We start from the raw sequence: 25,986 nt of genomic DNA on the forward strand, positions 1-25,986 counted from the left end.
GTGTCATGCGGCGCGCAGGCTTGATGCCTTTATGTCGCGCCGATGACGAAATCGGCACAGTGGCGCAACCCACAGGTTTCTGTCACTTGCTCGGCGGCAGGTGCTCGAACAGGGTCTTGCAGACGCCGGCGATGTGTTCGTCGAGCAGCCTCACTGCCAGCTCGACATCCTTGGCCCGGCAGGCGTCGAGGATGTCGCGGTGTTCGTGGTCGGCGCGCTCCTTGCCTGCCGAGAGGCTCATCTGCATGCGCAGGTAGCGCTCCAGCTTGTCGTTCACCGAGCGGATCATGTTGACCAGGAACGGCCGCTGCGCCGGTTCATACAGGCAGGCGTGCAGTTCCCAGTTGAGTTCGGCCCAGCGGCCGACGTCGTTCTCGCCGACGAACTCCTGGCAGATGCGCTCGGCGCGGGCGAAGGTTTCCTCGGTCATGTTCGGGATGGCCAGGCGCAGGGCCTTGTCTTCGAGCAGCATGCGCACTTCGAACATCTGCGCCAGCTCTGGTTCGGACATGCGCGTAACCATCGCCCCGCGATTGCGCTGGAACATCACCAGGCCTTCGGCTTCCAGGCGCTTGAGCGCTTCACGCACCGGAATCTTGCTGACGTTGAACTGGCGGGCGATATCGTCCTGGCGGATTGGTTCGTCTTCGGCGAAGTGCCCGGCAATGATCGCATCGCGCAGGTGACGGGTGATGATTTCCGAAGTCGAGGGCGTGTTGCCCAGGTCCGGGGCGTTGAGGCGGGGTACGGTCACGGTGGCGTCGTCCGAAGTTATTTATGGATATGGTATACGAAACTCTTCATGCATGGCGCCAGACCTGCCCGCTGGCATGCTCAGCGGTCTATGCGGGGCTCTTTGAGGGCAATGGGCGCGGCGATGTCGCGCAGGTTGCTGCTGTCGTTGTGTTTCAGGCGCAGGTAATCCAGCGCGACCTTGCCGGCGATGAGGCCAGCCCCCCAGGTTGGGTGGAGGCTGGCCTGACCAGGTATCAGCGCTTACTTGCGCGCCTCAAGGATCAAATTGAACGGCGTCTCGGTCGCTCGGCGAAAGTGCTTGAACCCGGCTTCCTCGAACACCGCGCGCAGCCGCGCCTCGCCCGCCTGGGCGCCGAGCCCCAGGCCAACTTCCTGCGACAACGAGTTCGGCGTGCAGATAAAGGTCGAAGCGGCATAGAACAAGCGCCCGACCGGGGTGCTGTTTTCATCCAGGGTGTCGTTGGCATAGGGCTCGACCAGCAGCACCGTGCCATCGGCTTTGAGCGACTCATAGGCATGCCGGGCGGCGCCGACCGGGTCGCCCATGTCGTGCAGGCAGTCGAAATAGCAGATCAGGTCGTAATCGGTGCCGGGGAAGTTCTTGGCGCTGGCCTGGACGAACTGCGTGCGCTCGGCCACACCGCCTTCGGCGGCGCGTTGGCTGGCGATAGCGATCGATGGGCCGTGGTAGTCAAAGCCGCTGAAGCGCGAGGCCGGGAAGGCCTGGGCCATGATCACCGTCGAGGCGCCGTGGCCGCAGCCGATATCGGCGACCTTGGCCCCGGCCTGCAGTTTGTCGACCACCCCGCTCAGGCTCGGCAGCCATTCGGCCACCAGGTGGGCGCGGTAGCCGGGGCGGAAGAAACGTTCGGTGCCGCTGAACATGCACGGATGGTGATCACCCCAGGCCAGGGCGCCATCGCCGCGCATGGCGGCGACCAGTTTGTCCTTGTCGTGGAACAGCGCGGCGATCACCGAGGCGCCGCCGGCGACATACACCGGCGAGTCTTCGATGGCCAGGGCCATGGCCTGTTCTTCGGGCAGGCGAAAGTGTCCGTCGCTGTGCTCCATATAGCCGGACGCGGCCTGGGCGCTCAGCCATTCGCGCAGCAGGCGGGCATTGCAGCCGGTCTTGTCGGCCAGTTGTTCGGGGGAGATGAATTGGCTGTCGGCCATGGCCCGGTACAAACCGAGTTCATCGCCGAGGATCAGGTTGGCAAGCATGGCCGCGGCACCCATGTCGGTGACCAGCTTGCCCATGAAGTCATTGAGTCTGGCTTCGTCCATTGCGTGTTCTCCTGCAAGAAGTCCAACGTCAACGGGGCTGCCGGCGGGCCGGCAACCTCGGGCCAATGTGTTGCGGGGGCAACCTTTAAGTCTAGTTCGCTTCGAAGAACGCCAGCAGTTGGGCGCTGAACGCTTCGTCCGCCTCTTCCATGACAAAGTGCCCACAGTCGGCGATGACGCTGCCGCGCAGGTTGTCGGCATGGGCCTGCAAGGTCTGCAACGGCACCTCGCCGGTAGCATGCTCGGCGCCGATGGCCAGCACTGGCATGCCCAGGCGTTTGCCGGCGCGCTGGCGGTTCTGGGCGATGGTCTGGCTGATCGAACGGTAGTAGGCCAGGCCGCCGCTCAAGCCGCCGGGCTTGCTGTAGGCCCTGATGTAAGTGTCGACGGCCACGCGGTCGACATGGTGCGCCCAACGCTCGTACATAAAGGTCAGGTAGCGGTCCTCGCGGCCGGTGATCAGGGCTTCGGGCAGATCCTGCAACTGGTTGAAGAGAAAGTGCCAGATAAAGATGTTCTGCTCGGCGCTGACAAAGATCGGCGGCGCTTCGGCCAGGCCCGGGATCACCGCTTCGCTGAGCACCAGCTGGCTGACCGCCTCGGGGTAATCGCTGGCCAGCGCGTAGCCGACCCACATGCCCACATCATGCCCGGCCAGCCGGTAGCGCTGATGGCCGAGCTGGCCCATGGCGCGGTGCAGCAGGGCGGCGATGGTGCCGGTGTCATGGCCTTCGCTGGCCGGGTCGGACAGCCCGGTGCCCGGCAGGTCGACGGCAATCGCCTGGTAACCCTGGCGAGCCAGGGCGCGCATGACATGCCGCCAGGCGTACCAGGTCTGCGGCCAGCCGGGGATCAGCAGCACCGGCTGGCCGCTGCCCAGTTGCACGCAATGCAGGCGGCGGCCGGGTTCGAGGATCAGGTAGCGGTGTTCAAAGTCGGCTTCGGGGGTGATGGACATCGGTTGCACTCCAGGTGAAAGAGGGGGATTCAAGCCAGGCCCAGCAGGGTCCGGATCTGTTGCGGGTCGACCGGCGCGCCGGCGAAGTCGTCGAAGGTGCGAGTGGTGACCTGGATGATGTGCTCACGGATGAACGCCGCGCCTTCGCGGGCGCCGTCTTCCTGGTCCTTGAGGCAGCATTCCCATTCCAGGGTGGCCCAGCCGGGGAAGTCGTATTGCGCAAGCTTGGAGAAGATCGCCTTGAAATCGACCTGGCCGTCGCCCAGGGATCGGAAGCGCCCGGCGCGCTCGGTCCAGTCGCAGTAACCGCCGTAGATGCCCTGGCGACCGGTTGGGTTGAACTCGGCATCCTTGACGTGAAACATGCGGATGCGCGTGTGGTAAATGTCCAGGTAGTCGAGGTAGTTCAGTTGCTGCAGGACGAAGTGGCTGGGGTCGAACAGCAGGTTGCAGCGCGGGTGGTTATCCACCAGGTCGAGGAAGCGCTCGAAGCTGCTGCCGTCGTGCAGGTCTTCGCTGGGGTGAATCTCATAGCAGAGGTTGATGCCGTGGTCTTCGCAGGCATCGAGGATGGGCCGCCAGCGCTGCGCCAGCTCTTCGAAGGCCGTCTCGATCAGGCCCGCCGGGCGCTGCGGAAACGGGAACAGGTAAGGCCAGGCCAGTGAGCCTGAGAAAGTCCCCATGTCGGTCAGGCCCAGGCGTTGCGAGGCCTTGATTGCCAGCTGCAGTTGTTCCAGCGCCCAGGCGGTGCGCGCCTGGGGTTTGCCGTGCAGCGCGGGCGGGGCGAAGTTGTCGCACAGGGCGTCGTAGGCCGGGTGAACCGCTACCAACTGGCCGAGCAGATGGGTGCTCAGTTCGCTGACCTCAAGGCCGTGTTCGGCAAGCATGCCGCGCAGCTCATCACAGTAAGTCTGGCTGTGTGCGGCCAGTTCCAGGTCGAACAGACGCCGGTCCCAGGCCGGCACCTGCAAGGCCTTGAAACCATGGCCGGCAGCCCAGCGGGCGATCTCGGGCAGGCTGTTGAAAGGGGCTTGTTCGGCACTGAACTGGGCCAGGTGCAGGCTAGGACCTTTGAGGGTACGCATGATGACTTCCTATTGTTTGTCGATCGACAAACAATAGGGCGACAACGCGCTTGCGTCAACTGTCTTGCAGGGTAGAATCCGCCCCATCTGATTTGATGGACACACAACCCATGGCCGGACGTCCCCGGGAATTCGATCGCGACCAGGCCCTGCACAAGGCCCTGGCGACCTTCTGGCAATACGGTTACGAAGGCACGTCAATGGCCTTGCTGGTCAGTGCCCTGGGCATTGCCTCGGCACGCATCTACGCCGCCTTCGGCAGCAAGGAGCAGCTGTTTCGCGAGGTGGTGGCGCTGTACCTGGCCGAGCAGGGCGGCTTTGCCGAGCGGGTCATCAACCGTGAGCTGGCGGTGGGCCAGGCCGTGGAGCAGATCCTCCTCGAGGCCATTGCCACCTACACCGCAGCGGACGGCCCGCGCGGATGCCTGGCGGTGTCATCGACCGCCAGCGGCGGCCCGGATATCAGCGGCGTACTGGACTGGATGAGCGAGTTGCGTCGCCAGCGTACCCAGTCGATCATCGACCTGCTGCAGCAGGCCCATGGCCGTGGCGAGCTCAAGGCCGAGGCCGACCCGCAGGCGCTGGGCGACCTGTTTGCCACCTTGCTGCACGGTATTGCCATCCAGGCCCGCGACGGCATTGCCACGGCTCGCCTGCAGGCGATGATCAAACCGGCGTTGTGCGCTTTGCACGCCGCCCTGGCCTGATCAGCGCGCCTGGCCCGAGGCCCGCTCGCGCAGGGCCTTGCTGACCTTTGCCTGGATCTCGTAGGCCGGCGCTTCGACGGCGTCGAAGTCGCGCGAGTAGCGCCGGGCGAACTCTTCCACGCCCCATTGCTGGTACTGCTGCACGTGGTGCAGTTCGTGGGCCCAGAGGGCGACGTTGTTTTCGGCGTCGGCCTGGTTGCGAAAAACGATGATGTCGATCAGGGTCACGGCGTTGACGTCGGGGTTCTGCAGCAGGGCGTTGGCGCTGTCCAGGGCTTGTTGGTCGCCGACCTTGTAGCGCGCCGCGTCGAGCACCTGGAAGTCATAATAGGATTCGAGCTGGGCGCGGATGTGCAGGGGGATCGGCAGCAGCGTGCCGGCCGCAGCGGTGTTGCGCGCCTGCTGCAAGGCCAGGGCCAGGGAACTGCTGGCCACCCGGCCGAGGTCGTCGAGCACGGTGCCGGCCTGGCCGGGGTCGATGGGCGAGCAGATGCAACTGCCCAGGCAGATTTCGTACTGGCCGGCCGGGCAGGCGGCGAGGGCGGTGAGCGGGGCGTTCAGGGCAAGGCTGAGCAGCAACGACTCAAGGCGCTTCATGCAGGGCCCCGGCAATAAAGTCGCGAGAGGCCTTGAGCACTTCCTCCTGTATCGACTCGTTGGCGAGCATGCGCGCAAGCACCAGCGCGCCCACGCACTGGCTGATCAGCGCCCAGGCCAGCGCCGGGTCTTCGAGGGTCTGTGCCCAGGCGTGCTGCAGTTGGCACAGCCAGTGTTCGGCTTCAGCGCGCACCGGTTGCTCGGCGCGGGCGATCTCCGCGCCCAGGGTCGGGATCGCGCAGCCGCCTTCGACATTGTGCAGGTGGGCCATGCTCAGGTACTGCTCCAGGCAGCGCTCGAGCCGCGCGCGGTTCATCGGCTGCTGGGCGATGGGGCTGTGCGACAGCTCGCGGCGCACCACCTCGGTGAACAGCTCGTCCTTGGACGGGAAGTGGTTGTAGAAGGCGCCGCCGGTCAGGCCGATGGCCTTCATCAGCCCGGCCACGCCAGTGGCGGCAAAGCCGCCGCGCTTGGCCAGGGCGCCGCTGCTTTGCAGCAGTTTCTGCCGGGTTTGTTCTTTGTGAGTGGTGGAATAACGCACGCCGGTAGGCTCCACAGGGCTGGCTTGACGAAGCCTGAATCATAGCATAGCGTTCGTTTACTAAATGATCGTTCACCAATGGAGGCGAGACATGACCCAAGGCAAGAAGGTGGTACTGGTGGTAGGGGCTGGTGATGCAACCGGCGGCGCGATTGCCCGGCGTTTTGCCCGCGAGGGTTATGTCGCCTGCGTGACCCGGCGCAGCGCCGACAAGCTGCAGCCGCTGGTGGACGAGATCCGCGCCGCCGGTGGCGAGGCCTACGGTTTTGCCTCGGATGCGCGCAAGGAAGAAGAGGTGGCGGCGCTGGTCGAAGAGATCGAAAGCAGCGTCGGTCCGATCGAAGCCTTTGTCTTCAACATCGGCGCCAACGTGCCCTGCAGCATTCTCGAAGAGACCGCGCGCAAGTACTTCAAGATCTGGGAAATGGCCTGTTTCGCAGGCTTTCTCAGCGGCCAGGCGGTGGCGCGGCGCATGGTGACCCGCGAGCGTGGGACTATCCTGTTTACCGGTGCCACTGCAGGCTTGCGCGGCGCTGCCGGGTTTGCCGCGTTTGCCGGCGCCAAGCACGGCATTCGCGCCCTGGCCCAGAGCATGGCCCGCGAACTTGGGCCGCGCAATATTCATGTCGCCCATGTGGTGGTGGACGGTGCCATCGATACCGCGTTCATCCGCGACAGCTTCCCCGAGCGCTATGCACTCAAGGACCAGGACGGCATTCTCGACCCGCAACATATCGCCGACAGCTACTGGTTTCTGCACAGCCAGCCGCGCGACGCCTGGACCTTCGAGCTTGACCTGCGGCCGTGGATGGAGCGCTGGTAAGCCTTTGACAACAGCCTGCGCAACAACAAAAAAAGGACCTGCTGCAGATGAGCAAAACCGTAGAATTCTTCTTTGACCTGGGCAGCCCGGCCAGCTACCTGGCCTGGACCCAGTTGCCGAAACTCTGCGCCGAGCACGATGCGCAACTGGTGTACCGGCCGATGTTGCTGGGCGGGGTATTCCAGGCCACCGGCAACGCCTCGCCGGCGATGGTGCCAGCCAAGGCCCGGCATGTGTTCGTTGACTTTCAGCGCTACGCCAAACGCTACGGCGTGACCCTGGCCTTGCCGCCGGGCTTCCCGATCAACACCCTGGGCCTGATGCGCGGCACGGTGGCCGTGCAGCGCTACCAGCCAGAGCGTTTCGAGGCCTACCTGAACGCGATGTTCACGGCCCTGTGGGTGCGCCAGCGCAATCTTGCCGACCCGCAGGTGCTGGCGGCAGTGCTGCAGGAGGCCGGCTTCGACCCCGAGCAATACCAGGCCTGGAGCGCCGAGCCCGAGGTCAAGGCCGCACTCAAGGACGCTACCGAGGAAGCGGTGCGCCGTGGCGTGTTCGGTGCGCCAAGCTGCTTTGTCGGCGAGCAGATGTTCTTCGGCCAGGACCGCCTGGAGTTCGTCGTCGAAGCGCTGGCCGAGCAGGACAGTCAAGTGTAGCGGCATTATTTTCACTAACTGTATGGTCGAGGCGGATCAGGACTCCGTTAGTGTCAGGGCAGCCCAATAAAAATACTGGATGCCTGCCATGCTCGGCTCACTGGACCTGATCACTGCCTTCGTGCTGTTCGCCTTTGTCTCCTCGATCACCCCGGGGCCCAACAACACCATGTTGCTGGCCTCCGGGGTGAACTTCGGCGTGCGCCGTTCGATTCCTCACGCGCTGGGCATCAGTGTCGGCTTCATGGTCATGGTATTGGCGGTGGGTTTTGGCCTGGGCGAGGTGTTCAAAGCCTACCCGCCGATCTACACCGTGCTGCGCTACGTGGGCGCCGCCTACCTGTTGTACCTGGCCTACAAGATCGCTACCTCCGGGCCGCTGTCGGTCAGCGACTCGTCGAGCCGCAAGCCCCTGGGCTTCTGGGGCGCGGCAGCCTTTCAGTGGGTCAACCCGAAAGCCTGGGTGATGGCCGTGGGCGCGATCACCACCTACACCCCGGCCCAGGGCTACGTCACCAACGTCATCGTCATTGCCGCGGTGTTCGCCCTGGTCAACCTGCCCAGTGTCTGCGTCTGGGTGATGTTCGGCAGCGCCTTGCGCACGGTGTTGCAGAACCCGCGCTGGCTGATGTTGTTCAATCTGCTGATGGCGGCGCTGCTGGTGATATCCCTGTACCCCCTGCTGTTTGTAGAATCGGGTTTTTCCTGACGTGAGTGCGCTGGCACATGCAGTTGATTCCCTGGTCCCATGACACAAGTGCTGGCTTCACCCTGCGCGGCTGGCGCTCCCCAGCCAGTGGCAAGCCGCTGCTGCATTTCTTGCACGGCAACGGCTTTTGTTGCCTGGCCTACCAGCCGTTGCTGGCGCGCCTGGCCGAGCAGTTCGACCTGTGGCTGTGCGATGTCCAGGGCCATGGCGACAGCGACCATGGCGGCCCGTTCGCCGGCTGGAACCGCACGGCCGAGCTTGCCATCGAGGCTTTTGAAGCCGGCCGTGGCGAATACGGCGAAGTGCCGCGCTTTGCCGTCGGCCACAGTTTTGGCGGGGTGCTCAGCGGCCTGATGCTGGCGCAGCAGCCGCAGTTGTTCCAGCGTGCGGTGTTGCTTGACCCGGTGCTGTTCACCCAAGCGATGATGGGCATCATGGGTGCCGCGGCGCTGGTCGGCCTGCACCGTCGCCATGCTCTGGCGCGCAAGGCTGCCACCCGTCGCAGCCACTGGCCTGACCGCACGGCGGCGCGGGCATCGCTGGAAGGGCGGGGGATCTTCAAGGGCTGGAGCGAGCCGGCGTTGCAGTCCTATATCGAACACGCCATTGGCGATTGCGGCGAAGGTGTGGTGCTCAAGTGCCGCCCTAGCCGTGAAGTGGAAATCTTCAGCTCTTTCCCCCGGCGCATGTGGGCGTCGCTGGCCCAGGTGAGCACCCCGAGCCTGGTGCTGTATGGCCAAACCACCTATCCCTTCGTGCCGCAGTCGGTGCAGCGCTGGGCCTTGGGCAATCCTCAGGTCAGCGCCAGCCAGGTGGCGGGTGGGCACTGTTTCATGCAGGAAGATCCGGCGGCGTGCAGCGAGCGGGTCGCGGCGTTTTTGCTGGAACAGTAATCAAGCCGCAGGTTCAGGCGATATCACTGGCCTCGAACTCCGCCGCGAGAAAGTCCAGCAGGCTGCGCACCGACGGCAGCAAGCCGCGCCGCGAGGCGAACACCGCGTGCACCACGCCGCACTCCGGTGCCCAGTTCGGCGTGGCTTGCACCAGGCGGCCGGCGTCGAGTTCTTCGCGGATCACCACCAGCGGCAAGTGCACCACGCCGACACCCGCCACCGCCGCCTGGCGCAGTACCACCAGGTCATCGGTGACCAGTCGCGGGCTGTGCCGCAGGCTGGCGCGGACGCCGTCGGGACCGAGCAGGTGCCAGTGGTAATCGCGTTGCGGGTAGCCCCAGTGCAGGCTCGGCAGGGCGCTCAGGTCGGCGGGCACCGGGCGCGGGGGCAGGCGTTCGAGCAAGGCGGGCGCCGCCACCAGGTACTGGGTGCTGCGCGCCAGTACCTTCATCACCAGGTCGCTGCTTTCCAAAGGCGGAACGCGCACGCGCAGGGCAATGTCGATGCCTTCCTGGATCAGGTCGACCTGGCGGTTGGTGCTTTCGATATGCAGCTGCACCAGCGGGCACTGGACCATGAAGCGGGTGAGCATGGCCCCCACCCAGAAATCCAGCAACGCCGTCGGGCAACTCAGGCGCACGATGCCCTGGGGCTCGGCGCGGTTGCGCTCGATCAGCTCGGCGGCGCCTTCGGCCTCCACCAGCATGGCCACACAGTGGCGGTAGTAAGCCTGGCCGATTTCAGTCACCGAAAAATGCCGGGTCGAGCGCTGGATCAGGCGCACCCCCAGGCGTTCTTCCAGCCCGGCAATGCGCCGGCTGAGCTTGGACTTGGGCATGTCCAGGGCGCGGCCGGCCGGGGCAAAGCCGCCGTGATCGACTACCTGGGCAAAGTAGTAAAGGTCGTTGAGGTCTTCCACCAGTGTTCTCCAAATGGAACGCTGAAGGCAGTTTAACCGATCTACCGCCGATGTCGTTGCGCTCGTATGGTTATAGCCATGCACGAGAGGAGGCATCTGATGAAAAAGATCCAAGGCGTCTACAGCAGCCCGAACCCCCACTGGGTAGGTGATGGCTTCCCGGTCCGTAGCCTGTTTACCTACGACAACCTGGCCCAGCACATCAGCCCGTTCCTGCTGCTGGACTATGCCGGCCCCCACGACTTCACCCCGACCACGGCGCGTCGCGGCGTCGGCCAGCATCCCCATCGCGGTTTCGAAACCGTGACCATCGTCTACCAGGGCGAACTGGAGCACCGCGACTCCACTGGCGCCGGCGGCCTGATCGGCCCGGGCGATGTGCAGTGGATGACCGCCGCCGGCGGCATTCTCCATGAAGAGTTCCATTCGCCGGCGTTCGCTGCCAAGGGCGGCACCCTGGAAATGGTCCAGCTGTGGGTCAACCTGCCAGCCAGGGACAAATCGGCGCCGGCCGGTTACCAGACCCTGCTCAGCAGCGACATCCCGCTGGTGCCACTGGGCAACGGCGCCGGCACCTTGCGGGTGATTGCCGGTGCGTTTCGCGGCCACCAGGGCCCGGCGCAGACTTTCTCGGCCATGGATGTCTGGGACCTGCAGCTCAAGGCCGGCGCGCCCGTGCGCCTGCCCAGTGCCGCCGGGCGCAGCACCGCGCTGGTGGTGTTGCGCGGCCAGTTGCTGGTCAACGGCGAGCGCCAGGTTGGCGCCGCGCAACTGGTGCTGTTTGACCGCGCCGGTGACGAGCTGCTGCTTGAAGCGCAAAGCGATGTGTCGGTGTTGCTGCTCAGTGGCGAGCCGCTGGATGAGCCGATCGTTGGCTACGGCCCGTTCGTGATGAACAGCGATGCCGAAATCGCCGAGGCCTTTGACGATTTTCGCGCCGGGCGCTTCGGCCAGATGAGCGGGCAGGCTGGTCCGCGCCACCACAACTAGTCTCTTAAACCCAAAGGTCGCCCAGGGCTAAAAACGCCCGCGACAACGAACTGCTCGATTCGCAACGCTGATCCCTCATGTCCGGTGCCTGGCACCGGCGTCTCAACGCAAGGAGTAAGACCATGACCAAGCCCTACGTCCGCCTGGACAAGAACAACGCTGCCGTCCTGCTGGTCGACCACCAGACCGGCCTGCTGTCGCTGGTGCGAGACATCGACCCGGACCGTTTCAAGAACAACGTGCTGGCGGTCGGCGACCTGGCCAAGTACTTCAAGCTGCCAACCATCCTCACCACCAGCTTCGAAACCGGCCCCAACGGCCCGCTGGTGCCCGAGCTCAAGGCGCAGTTCCCCGAGGCGCCGTACATTGCCCGCCCGGGGCAGATCAACGCCTGGGACAACGAAGACTTCGTCAAGGCGGTCAAGGCCACCGGCAAGAAGCAGCTGATCATTGCCGGTGTGGTGACCGAGGTGTGCGTGGCTTTCCCGGCGCTGTCGGCCCTGGAAGAAGGTTTTGAGGTGTTCGTGGTTACCGATGCTTCGGGCACCTTCAACGAGCTGACCCGCGACTCGGCCTGGAACCGCATGTCGCAAGCCGGCGCCCAGCTGATGACCTGGTTCGGCCTGGCCTGCGAGCTGCACCGCGACTGGCGCAACGATATCGAAGGCCTGGGCACCTTGTTCGCCAACCACATCCCCGACTACCGCAACCTGATGACCAGCTACAACACCCTCACCAACGGCAAGTAACGCCGTTCAATGATCGACGGCCGGGCGCTGGCGTGGCCCGGCCGACGTCGTCTGACAGTCGTCGAAATCCCTGGCGTCGTTGCCGTTGCCCAGGTGATGATCGGCGCATGAATTCTACCTCCAGCCTGGCAGGCCATCGCCGCAGCATTCGGCCCGCCAGCGCCATCAGTTTCTGGCTGGCTTACCAGCCACCCTTGCACTGGCCGTCGCTGCTGGGGTTTCTTGCTGCGCGGGCGATTAGCGGGGTAGAGACGGTCGTAGCGGGGGTCTATACCCGCAGTTTTGATCTCGCTCGTGGCCAGGGCATCGTCCAGGTCGCGAAGGCGCGTGGGCACCGGCTGAAAGTCACTGTGATCGCTAGCTCTGCCGGTGCGTTGCCGGGGTTGCTGGCCAGGGTCCGGCGAGTATTCGACCTGGATGCCGAGCCGCTGAAGATCGAAGCACTGCTGCGCCGCGACCCGTTGATGGCGCAATTGATCGAACTGCGCCCGGGCCTGCGCGTGCCTCGGGGCTGGGATGGGTTCGAGCAGGCCATGCGTACAGTGCTGGGCCAGCAGATCAGCGTCGCCGGGGCGATTACCCTGGCCGGGCGCCTGGTGGCGGGGTACGGCGAGCCGCTGGCCGCGCAGCTTCAGCGTGTACCCGGCCTGACCCATGTGTTCCCCCGCGCAGAGGCTGTTGCTGACGTCGACCTCAGTGTCCTGGGCGTGCCGCGCTCGCGGGCCGCGACCCTCTCGACCCTGGCCCGGGCGCTGCTGCTAGACCCGCAACTGCTGCGCCCTGACCCGGACCTTAAGGCCTGGGTCCAGCGCCTGTGCCGGCTGCGCGGCATCGGCCCGTGGAGCGCCCACTACCTGGCCTTGCGCCAGATGGGCGCGGCCGATGCCTTGCCGCTGGGCGACGTGGCGCTGGTCAAGGCCCTGCGCCTGCTTGAAGGCCCCGAGGCGCAACTGGCCCAGCGCGCACCGGCCTGGAGCCCGTGGCGCGCCTATGCCGCCCAGCACCTGTGGGCGTCGTTGAGCTGACTCAGCTGGACTGGCGCCAGGTCACATCGGTAATGCCGTAGCGTTCGGCCAGTGGCTTGCTGACTTTTTTGACTTTTTCGCGACCGTACCGGCCTATGCGACCGATACCGGCGTCGCAACTTGCCCAGTGCCAGGCTTCAGCGTTGTCCATCGTCTCGGCGCGGATGATGAAGGACTTGTGATCGCCGTGAAGCTGGTAGTCGATGACGAACAGTTTTGCGTTGTTCATGGGTCTGGAATGATCCTTACAGAGCAGTGACCAAGAAAATCCCTTCAATGCCTCTAGTGAGTGCTGCGCCGGTAGAAAAATTCCATCGGATTTCAGCCTGTCAGTGGGCGCCGCTGATGGTCAGGTGCCGGGCATCCTTTTCGAACACCACCTGCTCCAGGCGATGGGCGATGCCGCAGGCCAGCGAATCGTAGGCGGGGATGACCTTTTCTTCGGTCGACAGGCAATGGAAGATGTCCAGTTTGCGCTCGGCCTGGGCAGTCTCCAGCTCGAAAATGCGCACGTAGCGCTCCAGGTCGTTGTTCAGGCTCGACAGGTATTCGCGCAGGCGCGAATGGTCCACCGCGCTCTGGCTGAAGTGCCAGGTCATGGGGTGGATGAGAAAACGCGAATGCGGCGCGGCGACACGCTCGCCAGCGGCCAGGTACATGATGATGCCCATCGATTCGATGTTGCCGGCGTTGACTGCGCACAACGGCACCGGCAAGGACTTGAGAAAGCTGTACAGCGAGAAACCGAAGTTGGTGCTGCCACCGGTGGTCGACAAAAACAGCAGCAAGGAGGTGGCGCCATCGTCGACGGCCTGCAGGCAGCGGTCGCGAAAACGCTCGGTGGTGTCCTGATCGATCTGGCAATGAAAGTGGATCACCTGTTGGCTCATGGCAGTGCCTCGGGACCGACGCACGTGGCGTGCGCCGGCCTTTCGTCCTTTAGCTACGGCCGCCACCACTTGGTTTGCGGGTCTGGTCTTTGCCCATGTCGGGCTTGCGGCTCTGGTCACTTGGCTTTTGATTGCCACCGGAAGCCTGGCCACCCTTTTTCCCGGCTTCAGACGCTTTTTGCCGGTCGTTCGCGAAATTCCCGGGATTCGAAGTGTCTTTGCTAGCCATGATTCTCTTCCTCTTGTGAATGTTCGCAAGGCGTTTGCCTTACACAGGTTGGGAGGCGGTCGGCGCAGGCAAAGTTTGAAATATTTCGCCGCTGCGGGACGAACGGTCCGGGGCCGCCGTTCATCCGCGATAGCCGCGAATGCTTTGAACTTGGCGACCCACGGGTGGCTCTTCCGAAAGATCATTGCTGCCCTGCATGGGGGAAACGGCGCGGCATCAGCGATTTCAATTGGCATTAAGGGCCGACGGGGTAGTAACTGAGTAGTCGGGCCCTCCGACACGAGGATCGCAGCATGTCACTGATTGGAGTTTCCACGCTTGAGTTGTGCCATATGATCGAACAGGCATTGCTGCCTGAACACAGTGTGGTGTCGTGCTCCGATGGCGAGCACCTGACCATCCAGCTGGGGCAGGGCGATAGCCTGGGCGACTGCCTGACCGTCACCGGCATCAAGGTGCATAGCCTGACTACCTGCCACGAACTTGCCGCCCTGGTGGCCCAAGTGCGCGAAGAGCAGCGCCTGGGGCGTAGCCAGATTCCGTTCAAGCCCCAGGCGCTTGCCTGAACCACGCCGACTGCGTCCAGTCAGCCAAGGCTGGCCGGGCGCAGGTATTCAGGGCTGAGGACGTTGAACCAGAACAGGATCATCGACACCAGGATGGTCACCAGCACCAGCAGCCCCACCGCCCAGACACTGGTCGAATACAGCAGGCCGTCTTCCTTGCGCAGGCGCAGGAAGGTCGGCAGGCCAACGTACAGCAGGAACGTCGCATAGGCCGACGCCGCACCCAGCACGATCAACGCCAGCCAGCGCCCGGGGTAGAGCCCGGCGACACCGGCGACAAAGTACGGCGTGGCGGTGTAGGCGGCAAAACCGATGCACTGGTTGAGGCTGGGGCGGGCATCGAAGGTGCGCGACATCCAGCGAATGAACCCGCCCATGATCATCACCCCGACCACGCAGGCGGCATACAACAGCACCCCAAGCTCGGCGGCGCTGGCCACACTCAGGCGCACCCGCTCGGTGCCGGCCAGGCTCCAGCCAATACTGGTGGTACCAATGAACAGGCACAGGGCGGGAATCAGCGCCATCAGCAGCAGGTGCGGCAGGTAGTGGCGCGGGTGCAGTTCTTCTTCCTGGCGGATTTCCATCCAGGCGTCATCGGGGTGGGTGAAGAGTTGAACCAGATGGGTACTCATGGTGACCTCCGGTAAGCAGGGTGGGAAACACTTCTCCCTGTTCTATGGAGGTCTGGCCGGCGTCGGGGTTTCATTTATTTGAACCACCCAGCCCAAGGCCCGGTGTATACACCGCTGTTGTGGGAGCCGGGTTACTGCAGCTCCAGCTGCAACTGCAAGCCGCCATCATCACAGCGCCGGTGATACTGGACGATCCCGCGATAAGTGCGGCCCTCCCAGACAAACGCCACGCTGTGTGAACGCTCAAGCTTGGCCGGTACCGGCGCGCGTACCTGCAGGCGCAGGCCCGGCAGGCCATTGATGTTCAATGGCGCCAGCTGCACTTCACATTCGGCGCTGTGGGCCACCGGGCCGAACAGCGTGTCCTGGACAAAGTCGATCTGCAGGCTGGTCGGGCTGGCCGGGCTGACCTTTCTCATTCCAGGGCCCTCCTTCAGTTCTTGCGGTGTCCTGCACCTGCAGCATCATCTAGCGCGCCTTGCTGGTCAGGGCAGCGTCGTCCGGGACACATGAAGCCATGTTGCCTGGCCAGATCAAGCAGGTGCTGATTGGCTTTAGTGTGATCCTTGATCATCTGCTGGGCAAACGCCTTTACCTCGGCCGAGCGGGTTTTTCCAGGGCCACCTGGCGGGTCTGGATTTGCGCCATGCCGGCACTGATGGCTGCAGCTGCAGCAAACCTTCACGGCCCGGCGCAGTCAGACTGACAAAGGGCCCTTCAAATACCCCTGGGAGAACGTCATGGCCAGAGCTATCTGGAAAGGTGCCATCAGCTTCGGCCTGGTGCATATCCCGGTGTCGTTGAGTACTGCGATCAGCAGCGACCGGGTCGATTTCGACTGGCTCGATGAGCGCAGCATGGAACCGGTGGGCTACAAGCGGGTGAACAAAGTCACCGGCAAGGAGATCGCCCGCGAGCACATCGTCAAGGGCGTGCAATACCAGAAGGGCCAATACGTGGTGATCAGCGAGGAGGAGATCCGCAAGGCCCGCCCCGAGGCGACCCAGACCATCGATATCTTCTCGTTCGTCGACAGCGACGAAATCCCCCTGCAGCAGTTCGACACCCCGTATTACCTGAGCCCCGACCGGCGTGGTGGCAAGGTTTATGCCTTGCTGCGCGAAACCTTGCAGAGCACCGGCAAGGTGGCCCTGGCCAAGGTGGTGCTGCACACCCAGCAGCACCTGGCGCTGCTGCGCCCGCTGGAGGACGCGATGGTGATGATCACTCTGCGCTGGCCTGAGGAAGTGCGTGGCCTCGACAGCCTGGAACTGGACGCCAGCGTGCGCGATTCGAGCATCGACAAGCGTGAGCTGCAAATGGCCAGGCGCCTGGTCGAGGACATGAGCGGGCACTGGACGCCCGAGGACTACCGCAACGACTTCAAGGACACCATCATCAGCCTGGTTGAAGAGAAGGCCAGCCAGGGCAAGATCGCCACGGTCGAGCCGCTGGAAGGCGAAGGCGAGCAGAAAAGCGCCGATATCATCGACCTTACCGAGCTGCTCAAACGCAGCCTGGGCGGGCGCAAACCGGCGGCGAAGAAAGCCGCGCCAGCGGCGAAAAAGCCTGCCGGCAGCAAGCCGCGCAAGAAGGCCTGATCAGCCGGCCACGGTGGTTTCATGCAGATGGCGCCAGCGCAGGGCGCCATCGTGGCGCTCGAACACCGCGGTCGAGCGGCGCACCGAGCGATTGCCGGCGTTATCGACCTGCCATTCGCGATAACTGACCACGCAAAGGCTCGGCCCTTCGCCAATCACTTGCAGCTCATCGATGCTGATTTGCAGCCCGGCGCGCTGGCCGTGGGCGTGGGCGAACAGTTGCTGCAAGCCCTGATAATCGACGATTTGGCCGGGCAGGTTGATCATCGAGAACTGCGCGCTGAAGCGCGCCATCAATGCGTCCAGCTCTGTGGCGTGGGCTGCGCCGGACAGCCATTGTTCGATGGCTACGTGGGCGTCGAGAACTTCCTTGAAAGCGGGATGGGTCATGGGCACATCTCAAGTAGTAGTGGTAGTAAGCCCCAGGCCGCGAGCCCCGGGCAGTTTCAGCACCATCGGTAGCGGAATCAGGGTCAGCAGCGCGGCGAGGATGAAGGTGTGCCGGAACGCCTGGTCACCGGGCTGCAACCGGTTAAGCACGGCGCCGAGCACGGCGACGCCGAGGCAGAAGCTCAGCTGGCGGTTGAGGTTCCACAAGGCGCTGGCCTGGCCCATTTGCGCAGGCGCGATGGCCAGGAACGCCAGGCTTTGCGCGCTGCTGCTGCACAGGCTGCTGCCCATGCCGAACAGGGCGAAGATCAGCGCCAGCCAGGCCTGGTGCCCGGCAACCGAGGGCAGGGCCAGCCACAGCAGGGCGGCGCACTGGATCAGCATCCCGGCAATCAGCAGGCGCTTGGGGCCGCTCAGGTTGAAGCGCCAGCGCACCCAGGCGATCGCCGCCAGGGCGCCCGCTGACCAGGGCAGCATCAGGGCGCCGGTGGCCGTGGCGCTGAGCCCAAGGCGCTGCTGCAGGTACAGGGCGGCCACCAGGTTGGCGCCGATGAACACGCCTGGCACGCACAGGTAGATAAGCATCGCCGTGCGCAGCAGCGGTTGGCCGAGCAGGCGCAACTCCAGCATTGGCTGCGGCGCAGGCAACGGCGGGTTTGCCGGCAGCCAGGCCAGCACCAGGGCAATGGTGATCAGGCTCAGCGGCAGCATGGCGAAGAAGATCCAGCGCCACGAGCCCTGATCGACTACCACCCCGCCCAGTGCCGGCGACAACGCCGGGACCAGCAAGGCGACCATCATCACCAGTGAGGTCAGGTGGTGGCGCTGCTCGGGCGCATACAGGCGATAAGCCATGGCCTGGCCCACCGGAATCAGCAGGCCGCCACCCAGGCCTTGCAGCAGGCGCCAGACCAGCAGGCTGTCGATCGAACCGGCGCCGCCTGCCAGCGCCGAGCCCAGGCCGAACAGCGCCAGCGACAGCATTAGCGTTTGCCGTTCACCCAGCCGCGTGGCCAGCCAGGTGCCCAGCGGGATCACCAGGGTCAGGCCGAGCATGTACAGGTTGCTGCTCCAGCTCAGTTGCGCCACCGAGGCGTGCAGTTCCTGGCCCAGGGCCGGATAAGCGGCGTTGAGGGCAAACATGTTGAGCAGGTCGAGGGTGAAACCCAGCAGATAGACCAGGGTGACTTTCGTGCGATAGGGCATGAGTGCTTCGAAGGGCTGGAGAAAGGCGCAGTCTAGTGGCTTGTTGGCGCTTGAATAAGGTGCGTAAACCCGGCAGATTGGTCGAATTATTTTGACAATGGCGAACCCACACGCATGGTCAGCCTCGACCGTTTCGAACTGTTTTGCGCCGTGGTGCAGGCAGGCTCCTTCACCGGCGCCGCCGAGCGCTTGCAGCAAACCCGCGCTGCGGTCAGCTTCAGCATCAAGCAACTGGAAGCTGAATTGGGCGTCACCCTGCTGACCCGCACCACCCGGCGCATCGCCCTGACCGATGCCGGCGAGCGCTTTTACCAGCGTTGCCTGCTGTTGGTCGAAGATGCCCGCATCGCCATCGATGAAGTGCGCGCCGAGCACGCCGGCTTGCAGGGCAGCCTGCGGATTACCACCACGGTCGAGTACGGGCTGAAGGTGCTCGCCCCGGCACTGCAAGCGTTCTGCCGTTTGCACCCTGAGCTGAGCGTGCGTCTGGAAACCCACACCGCTCAGGTCGACCTGGTGCGCGAACGCTTCGATGTCGCCATCCGCCTGGGCCAGGCACACGACTCCGATTACCGTGGCGTATGCCTGGCGAGCTACCAGGTGCGCCTGGTGCTGGCGCCCAGCCTGCTGGCTGCCCACGGCGAGCAGTTGATCAACTCACCCGCGCGCCTGGCTCAGCTGCCGCAACTGGTGCACAGCCGTTTCGAGCAGAACAACCGCTGGGCGCTGGTCGACAGCAAGGCGCGCAGTTCGGAGTATGTCCCTCAGGGCACGCCATTGCTGATCGCCGACAACGCCTCGATCCTGCGTGCCTTTGCCGTGCAGGGCGCAGGCGTGGCGCTGTTGCCGGACTGGCTGGTGGCCGATGAGCTGGCCAGCGGGCAGTTGCTCGATGGGCTGCCCGGCTATGGTTTTGCGCCGCAAAGCGTCTATGCCCTATATCCGTCCAGCCGCCACGTACCGCGCAAGGTCAGCGCCTGGATCGACTTCATCAAGGCTCACCTTGCCCAAGCGCACCACATCGAGGCGGTTCTCACGCCACCGGCTTGAGGTGCAGGCTTGCCTAGAGGGGATGGGTCCACTTTTCGAGGGCCAACGCGTCGGCGATTTTCGTGGCGTATTCAGTGGCGTCGATGTTTTCTTCGTTGCACAACACCGCAACGGTGGTCTGCGCATCCGGAAAGTACATGAACTGCGTCGCATAGCCGGCCCAGCCGCCGGAGTGTTCAAGCAGGCGCGTGCCTTTGTACAGGCGCGGCGACAAACCCATGGCGTAGTCCTCATGGTGCCTTGCCACCCGCGGGCCACTTCTGGACATCACCGCCAGCAGGTCGGGGCCGCCCACTTTGCCGCTGTGCAGATTGGCTCCCCATTTCATCAGGTCGCGTACGCTGGAATGCACCTGGCCGTCGCCGGTCACCTCCCACGGGCTCTCATACCGTTTGACCGGGCCCCACAGCGCACGCGTATAACCCCGCACTACAGCGAAATCAAGCGGGTACTGGTCGACAATCCGGGTATGGGTCATCTGCAACGGTGTGAAGATCGCCTGCTGGGAAAACCGCCGGATGCTCTTGCCGCTGACGCGCTCGACCACCAGCGAGAGCATGAAGTACCCGCTGTTGCTGTAGGAAAACTCTGTGCCGGGGGCAAACTCCGCCTGTTTCTGTGCTGCCAGCAAGGCGAGTGCCTGGGCCTGGGTCAGGGGCTGGGTATCGGCGATGCCTTGAGCCTGGGCGGCATCCTCGTAGCTGGGCAGGCCACCGCTGTGATGCAGCAGGTGGCGCAAGGTCACCGGATCGGCGTAACTGCCCAGCTCAGGTACGTAGCGGCGGATAGAGTCATCCAGCGACAACTTGCCTTCGCGGGCCAGCAAGTGAATGGCGAAGGCGGTGAATTGTTTGGAAACCGAGGCAAGGTTGAACACCGAGTCGGCAGTCAAAGGGCTGCGCTGCTCGATGTCGGCATAGCCGGTAGCGCCTTCGAGCACAAAGGCCTGCTGTTTTTCCACACTGAAGACACAGCCGGGGCCAGCCTGTGCGGTGAGGCGCTTGAAAATCTGCTTCATGTCATTCTTGACCTGGGCAGGTGTGGTCTGCAGTACCTCGCTGAAGTACTCGGCGGCCGGGGTACTCAGATACTGCCAACTGACATCCATGGTGTTCTCCCTCGTGGTTGATCAAGCAGGCCTGATCATAAGAACCGCGCTGATGATTAACTTGAGGGCATTTGTGAAAAAGTGCGGCGGACGGTTAACAGGTTTCTCTGTTCAGGCCAGGCCGTTCAGGTTGTTGAGAAAATCCCCGAAGCCGCCGCGCACCCGGCAGTCCTTGCGGCTGCTGGTCGACACGCTGTTGCGCGCGGTCCAGACGATATGTGCGCCGCTTTGCTGCAGGTCGTTGACCAGTTGCACATCCTCGTGCAGCGGCAATGGCTGGAACCCCCCGACCTTTTCGTAGGCGCGGGCGCAGATGCCGAGGTTGGCGCCGTGTATGTGCCGGTGGCCTTCGCGGGCCTGGTAATGGGCCAGGTAGCGTTCGCGCAGCGCCGCATCCTGGTGGGCTTGCCAGGTCTCGACATGCACGGTGCCGCACACCGCATCGGCGGCAAAGGCCAACTGGCACAACAGCCAGTCGGCCGGGACGCAGCTGTCGGCATCGGTGAAGGCCAGCCAGCGTGCGCCACGCTCGAGCATCAACGCCGCACCGGCGCGGCGCGCCTGGCCGACATTGCGCGCCTGGACCTTGAGCAGCTCCACGCCATGGGCGCGGGCGACGGCCTCGCTGGCATCGCTGCAGGCGTCCAGTACCACCACCGTCTGCACCTCTTCGCCCCGCGCCGTTAGCGCCCGGGCGGCACGGCCAAGGGCGCGCAGGCAGCGGCCGAGCAGTTGTTCTTCGTTATGCGCGGGGACAATCACGGCAATCATTGGCAGGGCTCGTCAAGGTCGATGGCATAAGGCTGGACGCACCAGTATTCAAGAACAAAGTCGGCCTCTTCGTGGCGCAGGCTGCGGTACAACGGCAAGCGCTCGGCCAGCAGTTCATGGACCTGGTGGCCGGTCTGCGGGCAGCCGTCGATCGGGTGCAGCCAATGGCACAGCAGCAGGGCGCCGTCAGAGGTCAGGCTGGCCGTGGCGCGCTCCAGCACTTCCAGCCACTGGCCGGGGTCCAGGTAGTAGCCGATCTCGCTGAGCACGATCAGCTCGAACTCGCCGGCCGGCCAGTCGCCAGGCAGGCAGCCTTGCATGACCTCGGCGTTGGGCCATGGCCGCAGGCGTTCAGCGGCCAGTTGCACGGCGGTGGCGTTGAGGTCCTGGCACAAAAGGCTTTCGCAGCGCTCGGCGAGGGCGGCGCTGAGTTCGCCATTGGCGCAGGCCGGCTCGAATACGCGGCCGTAGTACTGACGCGGCAGGCTGGCCAGCAGCAGCTCGCGCTTGCGTTTTTCGTACCAGCGGGTGCGAAACGCCCAAGGGTCGTCGCTGTGCGCGAACAGGTGCTCGAAGTAGCTGGCCGAGACGCTCATGTGAACACCAGTTCGAAAGGTTGCTGCAGGCGGGCCAGGGCCTCGCGGTCAAGCACCGGCGGGGTCTGTTCGTCGGCCTGCAACTGGCTGGTATGGGCGGCGATGGCCTGTTGCTTGAGGGCCAGCACCGCGCGGTCGAGAAACAGCTTGTGGGCGCGCTGCCAGGGCAGCCGCGGGTCGCTGGGGCGGGCCCAGTGCCAGGCCCAGATCGGCACTTCGATCAAGCGCGCACCGACAGTGTCGCAGGCGCGGGCGCAAGCGCGGCCTACTGCTTCATGGTCGCAGTGGCCGTCCAGGCGCCAGGTGGTCAGCACCCGGTCGCTGGCGCGCAGTAGCTGCACCAGGCGTTCGGCCAGCCAGCGTTCATGGTTGGCCACGGCGCTGTCGGCCAGGCCCAGGCGCAGCCAGCTCAGGCGGCTCAGGTCCAGCCCGAGGCGGCGCAGGGCATCGGCGCTTTCCCGTGGGCGTTGCTGGCGCAGGCGTTCGCTGGTCCAGTGGCGCGAATCGGGGTGACTGGCCTCACCGTCGCTGACCGAGACCAGCAGCAACTCGTGTTCACGGCCACGCATGCCAGCCAGCACCCCGCCGCAGCCGAGCACTTCGTCGTCCGGGTGCGGGGCGACCACCACCAGGCGCCTGCCAACAGGCACCAACTGGTCATGGGTAATTGCCGGCACCGACTGCAGGATCGCCGACGCTTGCCAGTGCGCCAGCGGTGTGCCCGGCGCCTGGATCGGGTTCTGCGGTGGTTGCAGGGTCATAGCCGCCAGCCTCCCTCGGGGGTTGCACGCACTTGCCGGCCCAGCTCGGCCAGGTCGCGCTCGGCATGGCTCTGGCGCAGGAACACCGGCAGGTCGGCGCTGAGCCGGGCAAACTGGCTGTCGCGACAGAACGGCGTCGCGCCCAGGGCCCGGCCGACGTGATCGAGCACACACAGCGCGGCGCTCTCGACCTGCGCGCGCAGGCGCCGGACGCTCAGTTCGGCATCGCTGCCAGGGTGGCCGTCGATCCACGCCGCGGTTTCATGCAAGGCCGCCCGGGCACCGGCAAGCGCAGCGTCGACTGCACCCAGATGGGCCTGGGCGTGGGCGTCTTCATGGCTGCGGCAATGTTCGAGCAAAAACTCGCCCAGGGTTTGCGCCGCGCCGTACCAGCAGGCGGCGATGCCAGCGCCACCGTGCCAGAAGCCCGGTCGCGACAGGTACTGGCCGCTGCTGCCGACCAGGTGCGCCGGGCAGTCGTTGAACTCGACATCGACGCTGGCGGTAATGGCCATGCCGACCGCCTGCCAGCCGTCATTGAAGATGCGCAGCGCCGGTTGGTTCAAGGCCACCGCCACCAGTTGCGGACGGTCTTGTTCGTCCCAGGCGGTGAGCAGCGCCCGGTCGATCTGCAGGGCGCCGGAGCACCAGGCCTTGCGGCCTTGCAGGTGCACGTCGTTGCCGGTGCGACGGACGATACGCACCCGCGCATTCGGCGGCTCGGCTGCCCATACCCCCCAACTGCCCGCCGGGTCCAGATGGCTGGCGCCGCACTCATGGATGATCGCCAGGGCGTCGGTGTGGCCCTCGAACAGCTTGGCCAGGGCCAGATCAGCCCCGGCGACCTCGGCCAGTACCTGCCAACGCTGCAGGGTGCGGCCATGGCCGGGCAGCGGCAGTTGATCGAGACCGGTCTCCCGGCATTGTTCCAGGCAGCGTTGCAACTGGCGGTCGAGGGTCAGCGCCTGCGGGCGACGGGCGAAGGTCTGTAACAGCTCCAGGTGGTTCATGACTCAACCCCCATGCGCCGGCGCAGTTCCTTGCTGATCGACTGGCGTACCTGGCCATACCCGGCCCAAGGGTCATCGCCTGCGGCCAGGCGTTCGCCGAGGTTGAGCAGGTTCCACTGGTTCGCGCCTTTAAGCTCGGTCAGCTCTTCACGGCGAATTGGCACCGACACCGGCAGCCCTTCGCGGGCGCGAATCGAATAGGCACAAACCGTGGTCGCACCTTTACCGTTGCGCAGGTAGTCGATAAAGATCCGCCCGACCCGGTTCTTCGGCCCGGACACCGCCGACAGACGCTCGGGGAACAGCCCGGCCAGGTGCTGGACCATGGCCTGGCTGAAGCCTTTGACCTCGTCCCAGCCGGCGCGCCGGGTCAGCGGCACGACAATGTGCATGCCCTTGCCGCCGCTGGTCTTGAGGAACGCTTGCAAGCCCAGTTCATCGAGCAATGCAAGGGTCAGCTGGGTGGCTTCGAGCATGGCCTTCCACGGCAGCGCCGGATCCGGGTCGAGGTCGAGGATCAAGCGGTCGGGCCTGTCGAAATCCTTGGCGGTGGCGTTCCAGGTGTGCAGCTCGAGGGTGTTCATCTGCACGGCGCCGAGCAGGGTCCGGGCCTGGTCGATGATCATCAGCGCCTGGCCGGCTTCGGCCTTGGCGTGGCTTTCAAGGCCCGGGATGTTCAATTGCGCGGCGTTCTTCTGGAAGAACAGCTCGCCGGCCAGGCCATCGGGTGCGCGCACCAGCGCCACCGGGCGGCGCTTGAGGTGCGGCAGGATCCACTCGGCGACCTGGGCGTAGTACTCGGCGACCTGGCGCTTGCTGATGCCGGTGCTGGCGTCGATGACGCGGTCGGGGTGGGTCAGGTGCAGGTTGGACGTTTTGCTTGCCGGGGTTTTCACGGGTTGCTCCAGGCCAATGGCCTTGGCCGGTTTGTCGTCGCGCAGGCCATGGAACACCGAATGGCGGACCACGCCGTCGCGGGTCATCTGCGCATAGGCGACCTCGGCCAGTAGCCTTGGCTTGAGCCAGTGCACACCTTTGGCCTCGGCGCCCCTGGGCGGCTTGGCAAACTGCGGCCTGGCCACTTCGAGGGGTTTGAGGCGCTGGTGAATATGGGCCAGGGTCGCGCTGTTGAACCCGGTGCCGACCTTGCCGGCATAGCGCAGCTCGCCGTTGTCATCATGCAGGGCCAGCAACAGCGCGCCGAAGGCCTCGCGCGAGCCCTTGGGCTCGGTAAAGCCGACGATGACGAACTCCTGGCGCTGCTTGCACTTGAGTTTGATCCAGTCGCTGCTGCGCCGGTTCAGGTAGCTGCTGCCCAGGCGCTTGCCGATCAGGCCTTCCATCCGCAGTTTGCAGGCGCTGTCGAGCAACGACTCGACGCTTTGCTCAAAGTCGGCGGAAAAGCGCAGGCGTTTTTCATCGGCCTTTTCCAGCACCTTCGCCAACGCCGCACGTCGTTGCTCCAGCGGGCATTGGCGCAGGTCCATGCCGTTGAGGTAGGGCACATCGAACAGGTAATAGAGGATCTGCTCGTCGCGTTGCTGGTCGAAGGCATTCTGCAGGGCCTGGAAATCCGCGACGCCGTGCTCATTGGCCACCACCATCTCGCCATCGAGCCAGGCCGAGTGCAGGCCGAGCCTGGCCAGGGCCTTGGCTTGCCGGGGCAGCCTGGCGGTCCAGTCATGGCCGTTGCGGGTGAACAGGCGCACCTCGTCACCTTCGATGCGGGCGAGAATGCGGTAGCCGTCGAACTTGACTTCGTAGCGCCAGTCGCCTTCGGGCGGCGTCTCTACCAGGGTGGCCAGTTGCGGCTTGAGCGAGGCGGGCAGGGCAGCTTTTTTCGCGCCGCCGAGTTCGCTGTTGCCGTCTGCCTTGGGTGTGCGCGTGGGCAGCGTGCGTTCGCTGACCACGCTGTCCGGCTCGGCTTCGAGAATGTCGTAGTCGGCCTGCGGGCGCGCCTGGGCATCGTCGGACTTGATCAGCAGCCACTGCTCCTTCTTGCCGGCCAGGTGAGTGCGAAACAGGTTCCAGATGCCCGAGAGTTTCTCGCCCTGCAGGCGAAAGCGCAGCTTGCCCTTGGCATAGGCCTTGTGTGGATCTTCTTCGGGAATCCATACCCCACGGTCCCAGACGATCACATCACCGGCACCGTAATGACCTTCGGGGATGGTGCCTTCGAAACTGGCGTAGTCCAGCGGGTGGTCTTCGACGTGCACGGCCAGGCGCCGGACCTTGGGGTCCAGCGACGGGCCCTTGGGGATGGCCCAGCTTTTCAGGGTGCCGTCCAGCTCCAGGCGAAAGTCATAGTGCAGGTGGCTGGCGTCGTGTTTCTGGATGCAGTACTGCAGGGCGTGGGCGGTTTTTTTGCCGCTGCGCTGATGGCCTGCGGGCTCCGGGGTAGCGTCGAAATTGCGCTTGCGCGCGTACTCCTGCAACGGCTTGGCCATGGCGGTGTCCTGCGGCTTTTGGGCGGGTCCT

At 64.9% G+C, this 25,986-nt stretch carries 32 protein-coding genes; 11 read left to right on the forward strand and 21 right to left on the reverse strand.

Features of this window, described 5'->3' with window-relative positions; genetic code table 11:
• Nucleotides 1-82: 82 nt before the first annotated feature.
• The 4 genes from LOY37_RS11440 to LOY37_RS11455 all read right to left on the reverse strand — a co-directional run bounded on the left by LOY37_RS11440 (nt 83) and on the right by LOY37_RS11455 (nt 4,086).
• Nucleotides 83-754: a GntR family transcriptional regulator gene (locus tag LOY37_RS11440; RefSeq protein WP_045196763.1), complete on the reverse strand. Its 672-nt coding sequence runs from the start codon at nt 752-754 to the stop codon at nt 83-85.
• A gap of 242 nt (nt 755-996) precedes the next feature.
• Nucleotides 997-2,043, reverse strand: a complete 1,047-nt coding sequence (locus LOY37_RS11445; RefSeq protein ID WP_258716919.1) for a class I SAM-dependent methyltransferase — start codon at nt 2,041-2,043, stop codon at nt 997-999.
• 91 nt (nt 2,044-2,134) lie between these two features.
• A complete protein-coding gene (locus LOY37_RS11450) occupies nt 2,135-3,001 on the reverse strand; it encodes an alpha/beta fold hydrolase (RefSeq protein WP_045196767.1) in 867 nt (288 codons plus the stop codon).
• A gap of 29 nt (nt 3,002-3,030) precedes the next feature.
• Complete coding sequence (locus LOY37_RS11455; RefSeq protein ID WP_258716920.1) at nt 3,031-4,086, reverse strand: sugar phosphate isomerase/epimerase; 1,056 nt, start codon at nt 4,084-4,086, stop codon at nt 3,031-3,033.
• A gap of 110 nt (nt 4,087-4,196) precedes the next feature.
• On the opposite strand from LOY37_RS11455, the gene LOY37_RS11460 reads away from it, so the two are divergent.
• Nucleotides 4,197-4,793 (forward strand): TetR/AcrR family transcriptional regulator, encoded by a 597-nt coding sequence (locus LOY37_RS11460; protein ID WP_045196771.1) that lies wholly within the window; start codon nt 4,197-4,199, stop codon nt 4,791-4,793.
• On the opposite strand, the gene LOY37_RS11465 is transcribed toward LOY37_RS11460, so the two are convergent.
• Nucleotides 4,794-5,390, reverse strand: a complete 597-nt coding sequence (locus LOY37_RS11465) for a DUF4157 domain-containing protein (protein ID WP_258610441.1) — start codon at nt 5,388-5,390, stop codon at nt 4,794-4,796. It lies immediately after the preceding gene.
• Nucleotides 5,377-5,931, reverse strand: coding sequence for a TetR/AcrR family transcriptional regulator (locus LOY37_RS11470; RefSeq protein ID WP_258716921.1), 555 nt, complete (start codon nt 5,929-5,931; stop codon nt 5,377-5,379). Before LOY37_RS11470 ends, LOY37_RS11465 begins: the two co-directional genes overlap by 14 nt.
• 91 nt (nt 5,932-6,022) lie before the next feature.
• On the opposite strand from LOY37_RS11470, the gene LOY37_RS11475 reads away from it, so the two are divergent.
• From LOY37_RS11475 to LOY37_RS11490, 4 genes are all read left to right on the forward strand, one after another.
• A complete protein-coding gene (locus LOY37_RS11475; protein WP_045196777.1) occupies nt 6,023-6,754 on the forward strand; it encodes an SDR family oxidoreductase in 732 nt (243 codons plus the stop codon).
• A 47-nt stretch (nt 6,755-6,801) separates the two neighbouring features.
• Nucleotides 6,802-7,410, forward strand: a complete 609-nt coding sequence (locus tag LOY37_RS11480; protein WP_213601567.1) for a 2-hydroxychromene-2-carboxylate isomerase — start codon at nt 6,802-6,804, stop codon at nt 7,408-7,410.
• A 79-nt stretch (nt 7,411-7,489) separates the two neighbouring features.
• Nucleotides 7,490-8,119 (forward strand): LysE family translocator, encoded by a 630-nt coding sequence (locus LOY37_RS11485; RefSeq protein ID WP_176794269.1) that lies wholly within the window; start codon nt 7,490-7,492, stop codon nt 8,117-8,119.
• A gap of 17 nt (nt 8,120-8,136) precedes the next feature.
• The gene (locus tag LOY37_RS11490) at nt 8,137-9,012 is read left to right on the forward strand and encodes an alpha/beta fold hydrolase (protein WP_258716922.1); all 876 of its coding nucleotides are present in this window, start codon (nt 8,137-8,139) and stop codon (nt 9,010-9,012) included.
• A gap of 13 nt (nt 9,013-9,025) precedes the next feature.
• Here the strand turns inward: LOY37_RS11490 and LOY37_RS11495 are convergent, their stop codons facing one another.
• Complete coding sequence (locus tag LOY37_RS11495; RefSeq protein ID WP_258717188.1) at nt 9,026-9,934, reverse strand: LysR family transcriptional regulator; 909 nt, start codon at nt 9,932-9,934, stop codon at nt 9,026-9,028.
• A gap of 96 nt (nt 9,935-10,030) precedes the next feature.
• Here LOY37_RS11495 and LOY37_RS11500 point away from each other — a divergent pair, with 96 nt between their 5' ends.
• From LOY37_RS11500 to LOY37_RS11510, 3 genes are all read left to right on the forward strand, one after another.
• Nucleotides 10,031-10,921, forward strand: coding sequence for a pirin family protein (locus LOY37_RS11500; protein WP_045196785.1), 891 nt, complete (start codon nt 10,031-10,033; stop codon nt 10,919-10,921).
• Nucleotides 10,922-11,043: 122 nt separating this feature from the next.
• Nucleotides 11,044-11,670: an isochorismate family cysteine hydrolase YcaC gene (gene ycaC, locus LOY37_RS11505; protein WP_093383839.1), complete on the forward strand. Its 627-nt coding sequence runs from the start codon at nt 11,044-11,046 to the stop codon at nt 11,668-11,670.
• Nucleotides 11,671-11,777: 107 nt separating this feature from the next.
• A complete protein-coding gene (locus tag LOY37_RS11510) occupies nt 11,778-12,695 on the forward strand; it encodes a DNA-3-methyladenine glycosylase (protein WP_258716923.1) in 918 nt (305 codons plus the stop codon).
• A gap of 1 nt (nt 12,696) precedes the next feature.
• Here the strand turns inward: LOY37_RS11510 and LOY37_RS11515 are convergent, their stop codons facing one another.
• The 3 genes from LOY37_RS11515 to LOY37_RS11525 all read right to left on the reverse strand — a co-directional run bounded on the left by LOY37_RS11515 (nt 12,697) and on the right by LOY37_RS11525 (nt 13,814).
• On the reverse strand, nt 12,697-12,924 hold the full coding sequence (locus LOY37_RS11515) for a DUF6555 family protein (protein ID WP_093383833.1): 228 nt from the start codon (nt 12,922-12,924) through the stop codon (nt 12,697-12,699).
• A 100-nt stretch (nt 12,925-13,024) separates the two neighbouring features.
• Nucleotides 13,025-13,585, reverse strand: a complete 561-nt coding sequence (locus tag LOY37_RS11520) for an ATP-dependent Clp protease proteolytic subunit (protein ID WP_045196795.1) — start codon at nt 13,583-13,585, stop codon at nt 13,025-13,027.
• Nucleotides 13,586-13,634: 49 nt separating this feature from the next.
• Nucleotides 13,635-13,814, reverse strand: a complete 180-nt coding sequence (locus LOY37_RS11525; RefSeq protein ID WP_082075430.1) for a general stress protein — start codon at nt 13,812-13,814, stop codon at nt 13,635-13,637.
• A 293-nt stretch (nt 13,815-14,107) separates the two neighbouring features.
• Between LOY37_RS11525 and LOY37_RS11530 the strand changes: the two genes are divergently transcribed.
• Nucleotides 14,108-14,380 carry a DUF1652 domain-containing protein gene (locus LOY37_RS11530; RefSeq protein WP_258610448.1) on the forward strand — a complete coding sequence of 91 codons (273 nt, stop codon included), beginning with the start codon at nt 14,108-14,110 and terminating at the stop codon, nt 14,378-14,380.
• Between the two features lie 20 nt (nt 14,381-14,400).
• Here the strand turns inward: LOY37_RS11530 and LOY37_RS11535 are convergent, their stop codons facing one another.
• From LOY37_RS11535 to LOY37_RS27560, 3 genes are all read right to left on the reverse strand, one after another.
• Nucleotides 14,401-15,015, reverse strand: coding sequence for a Yip1 family protein (locus LOY37_RS11535; RefSeq protein ID WP_045196799.1), 615 nt, complete (start codon nt 15,013-15,015; stop codon nt 14,401-14,403).
• 131 nt (nt 15,016-15,146) lie between these two features.
• The gene (locus LOY37_RS11540; protein ID WP_045196801.1) at nt 15,147-15,434 is read right to left on the reverse strand and encodes a hypothetical protein; all 288 of its coding nucleotides are present in this window, start codon (nt 15,432-15,434) and stop codon (nt 15,147-15,149) included.
• Between the two features lie 14 nt (nt 15,435-15,448).
• Entirely contained in the window at nt 15,449-15,589 is a 141-nt protein-coding gene (locus LOY37_RS27560; protein ID WP_408980713.1) for a hypothetical protein, read from the reverse strand.
• A 166-nt stretch (nt 15,590-15,755) separates the two neighbouring features.
• Here LOY37_RS27560 and LOY37_RS11545 point away from each other — a divergent pair, with 166 nt between their 5' ends.
• On the forward strand, nt 15,756-16,616 hold the full coding sequence (locus LOY37_RS11545) for a Ku protein (protein ID WP_258716924.1): 861 nt from the start codon (nt 15,756-15,758) through the stop codon (nt 16,614-16,616).
• Here LOY37_RS11545 and LOY37_RS11550 read toward each other — a convergent pair whose 3' ends face one another.
• Together LOY37_RS11550 and LOY37_RS11555 are read right to left on the reverse strand one after the other, a co-directional pair.
• Nucleotides 16,617-17,006, reverse strand: a complete 390-nt coding sequence (locus LOY37_RS11550; protein ID WP_230090846.1) for a nuclear transport factor 2 family protein — start codon at nt 17,004-17,006, stop codon at nt 16,617-16,619.
• A gap of 9 nt (nt 17,007-17,015) precedes the next feature.
• Nucleotides 17,016-18,212, reverse strand: a complete 1,197-nt coding sequence (locus tag LOY37_RS11555) for an MFS transporter (protein WP_258716925.1) — start codon at nt 18,210-18,212, stop codon at nt 17,016-17,018.
• Nucleotides 18,213-18,326: 114 nt separating this feature from the next.
• On the opposite strand from LOY37_RS11555, the gene LOY37_RS11560 reads away from it, so the two are divergent.
• Nucleotides 18,327-19,262: a LysR family transcriptional regulator gene (locus LOY37_RS11560; protein WP_258716926.1), complete on the forward strand. Its 936-nt coding sequence runs from the start codon at nt 18,327-18,329 to the stop codon at nt 19,260-19,262.
• A 13-nt stretch (nt 19,263-19,275) separates the two neighbouring features.
• Here the strand turns inward: LOY37_RS11560 and LOY37_RS11565 are convergent, their stop codons facing one another.
• From LOY37_RS11565 to ligD, 6 genes are all read right to left on the reverse strand, one after another.
• The gene (locus LOY37_RS11565) at nt 19,276-20,370 is read right to left on the reverse strand and encodes a serine hydrolase (protein WP_258716927.1); all 1,095 of its coding nucleotides are present in this window, start codon (nt 20,368-20,370) and stop codon (nt 19,276-19,278) included.
• Nucleotides 20,371-20,481: 111 nt separating this feature from the next.
• Complete coding sequence (locus LOY37_RS11570; RefSeq protein WP_258716928.1) at nt 20,482-21,141, reverse strand: glycosyltransferase family 2 protein; 660 nt, start codon at nt 21,139-21,141, stop codon at nt 20,482-20,484.
• Nucleotides 21,138-21,737, reverse strand: a complete 600-nt coding sequence (locus LOY37_RS11575) for a bifunctional 2-polyprenyl-6-hydroxyphenol methylase/3-demethylubiquinol 3-O-methyltransferase UbiG (RefSeq protein ID WP_258716929.1) — start codon at nt 21,735-21,737, stop codon at nt 21,138-21,140. The genes LOY37_RS11570 and LOY37_RS11575 overlap by 4 nt, the downstream gene beginning before the upstream one ends.
• Complete coding sequence (locus LOY37_RS11580) at nt 21,734-22,498, reverse strand: PIG-L deacetylase family protein (RefSeq protein ID WP_093383806.1); 765 nt, start codon at nt 22,496-22,498, stop codon at nt 21,734-21,736. The genes LOY37_RS11575 and LOY37_RS11580 overlap by 4 nt, the downstream gene beginning before the upstream one ends.
• Nucleotides 22,495-23,508 carry an acyl-CoA dehydrogenase gene (locus tag LOY37_RS11585; protein WP_258716930.1) on the reverse strand — a complete coding sequence of 338 codons (1,014 nt, stop codon included), beginning with the start codon at nt 23,506-23,508 and terminating at the stop codon, nt 22,495-22,497. Before LOY37_RS11585 ends, LOY37_RS11580 begins: the two co-directional genes overlap by 4 nt.
• Nucleotides 23,505-25,955 (reverse strand): DNA ligase D, encoded by a 2,451-nt coding sequence (ligD, locus tag LOY37_RS11590; protein WP_258716931.1) that lies wholly within the window; start codon nt 25,953-25,955, stop codon nt 23,505-23,507. The genes LOY37_RS11585 and ligD overlap by 4 nt, the downstream gene beginning before the upstream one ends.
• Between the last annotated feature and the right edge of the window lie 31 nt (nt 25,956-25,986).

It is taken from the genome of Pseudomonas sp. B21-012 (assembly GCF_024749305.1).
Lineage (GTDB): Bacteria > Pseudomonadota > Gammaproteobacteria > Pseudomonadales > Pseudomonadaceae > Aquipseudomonas.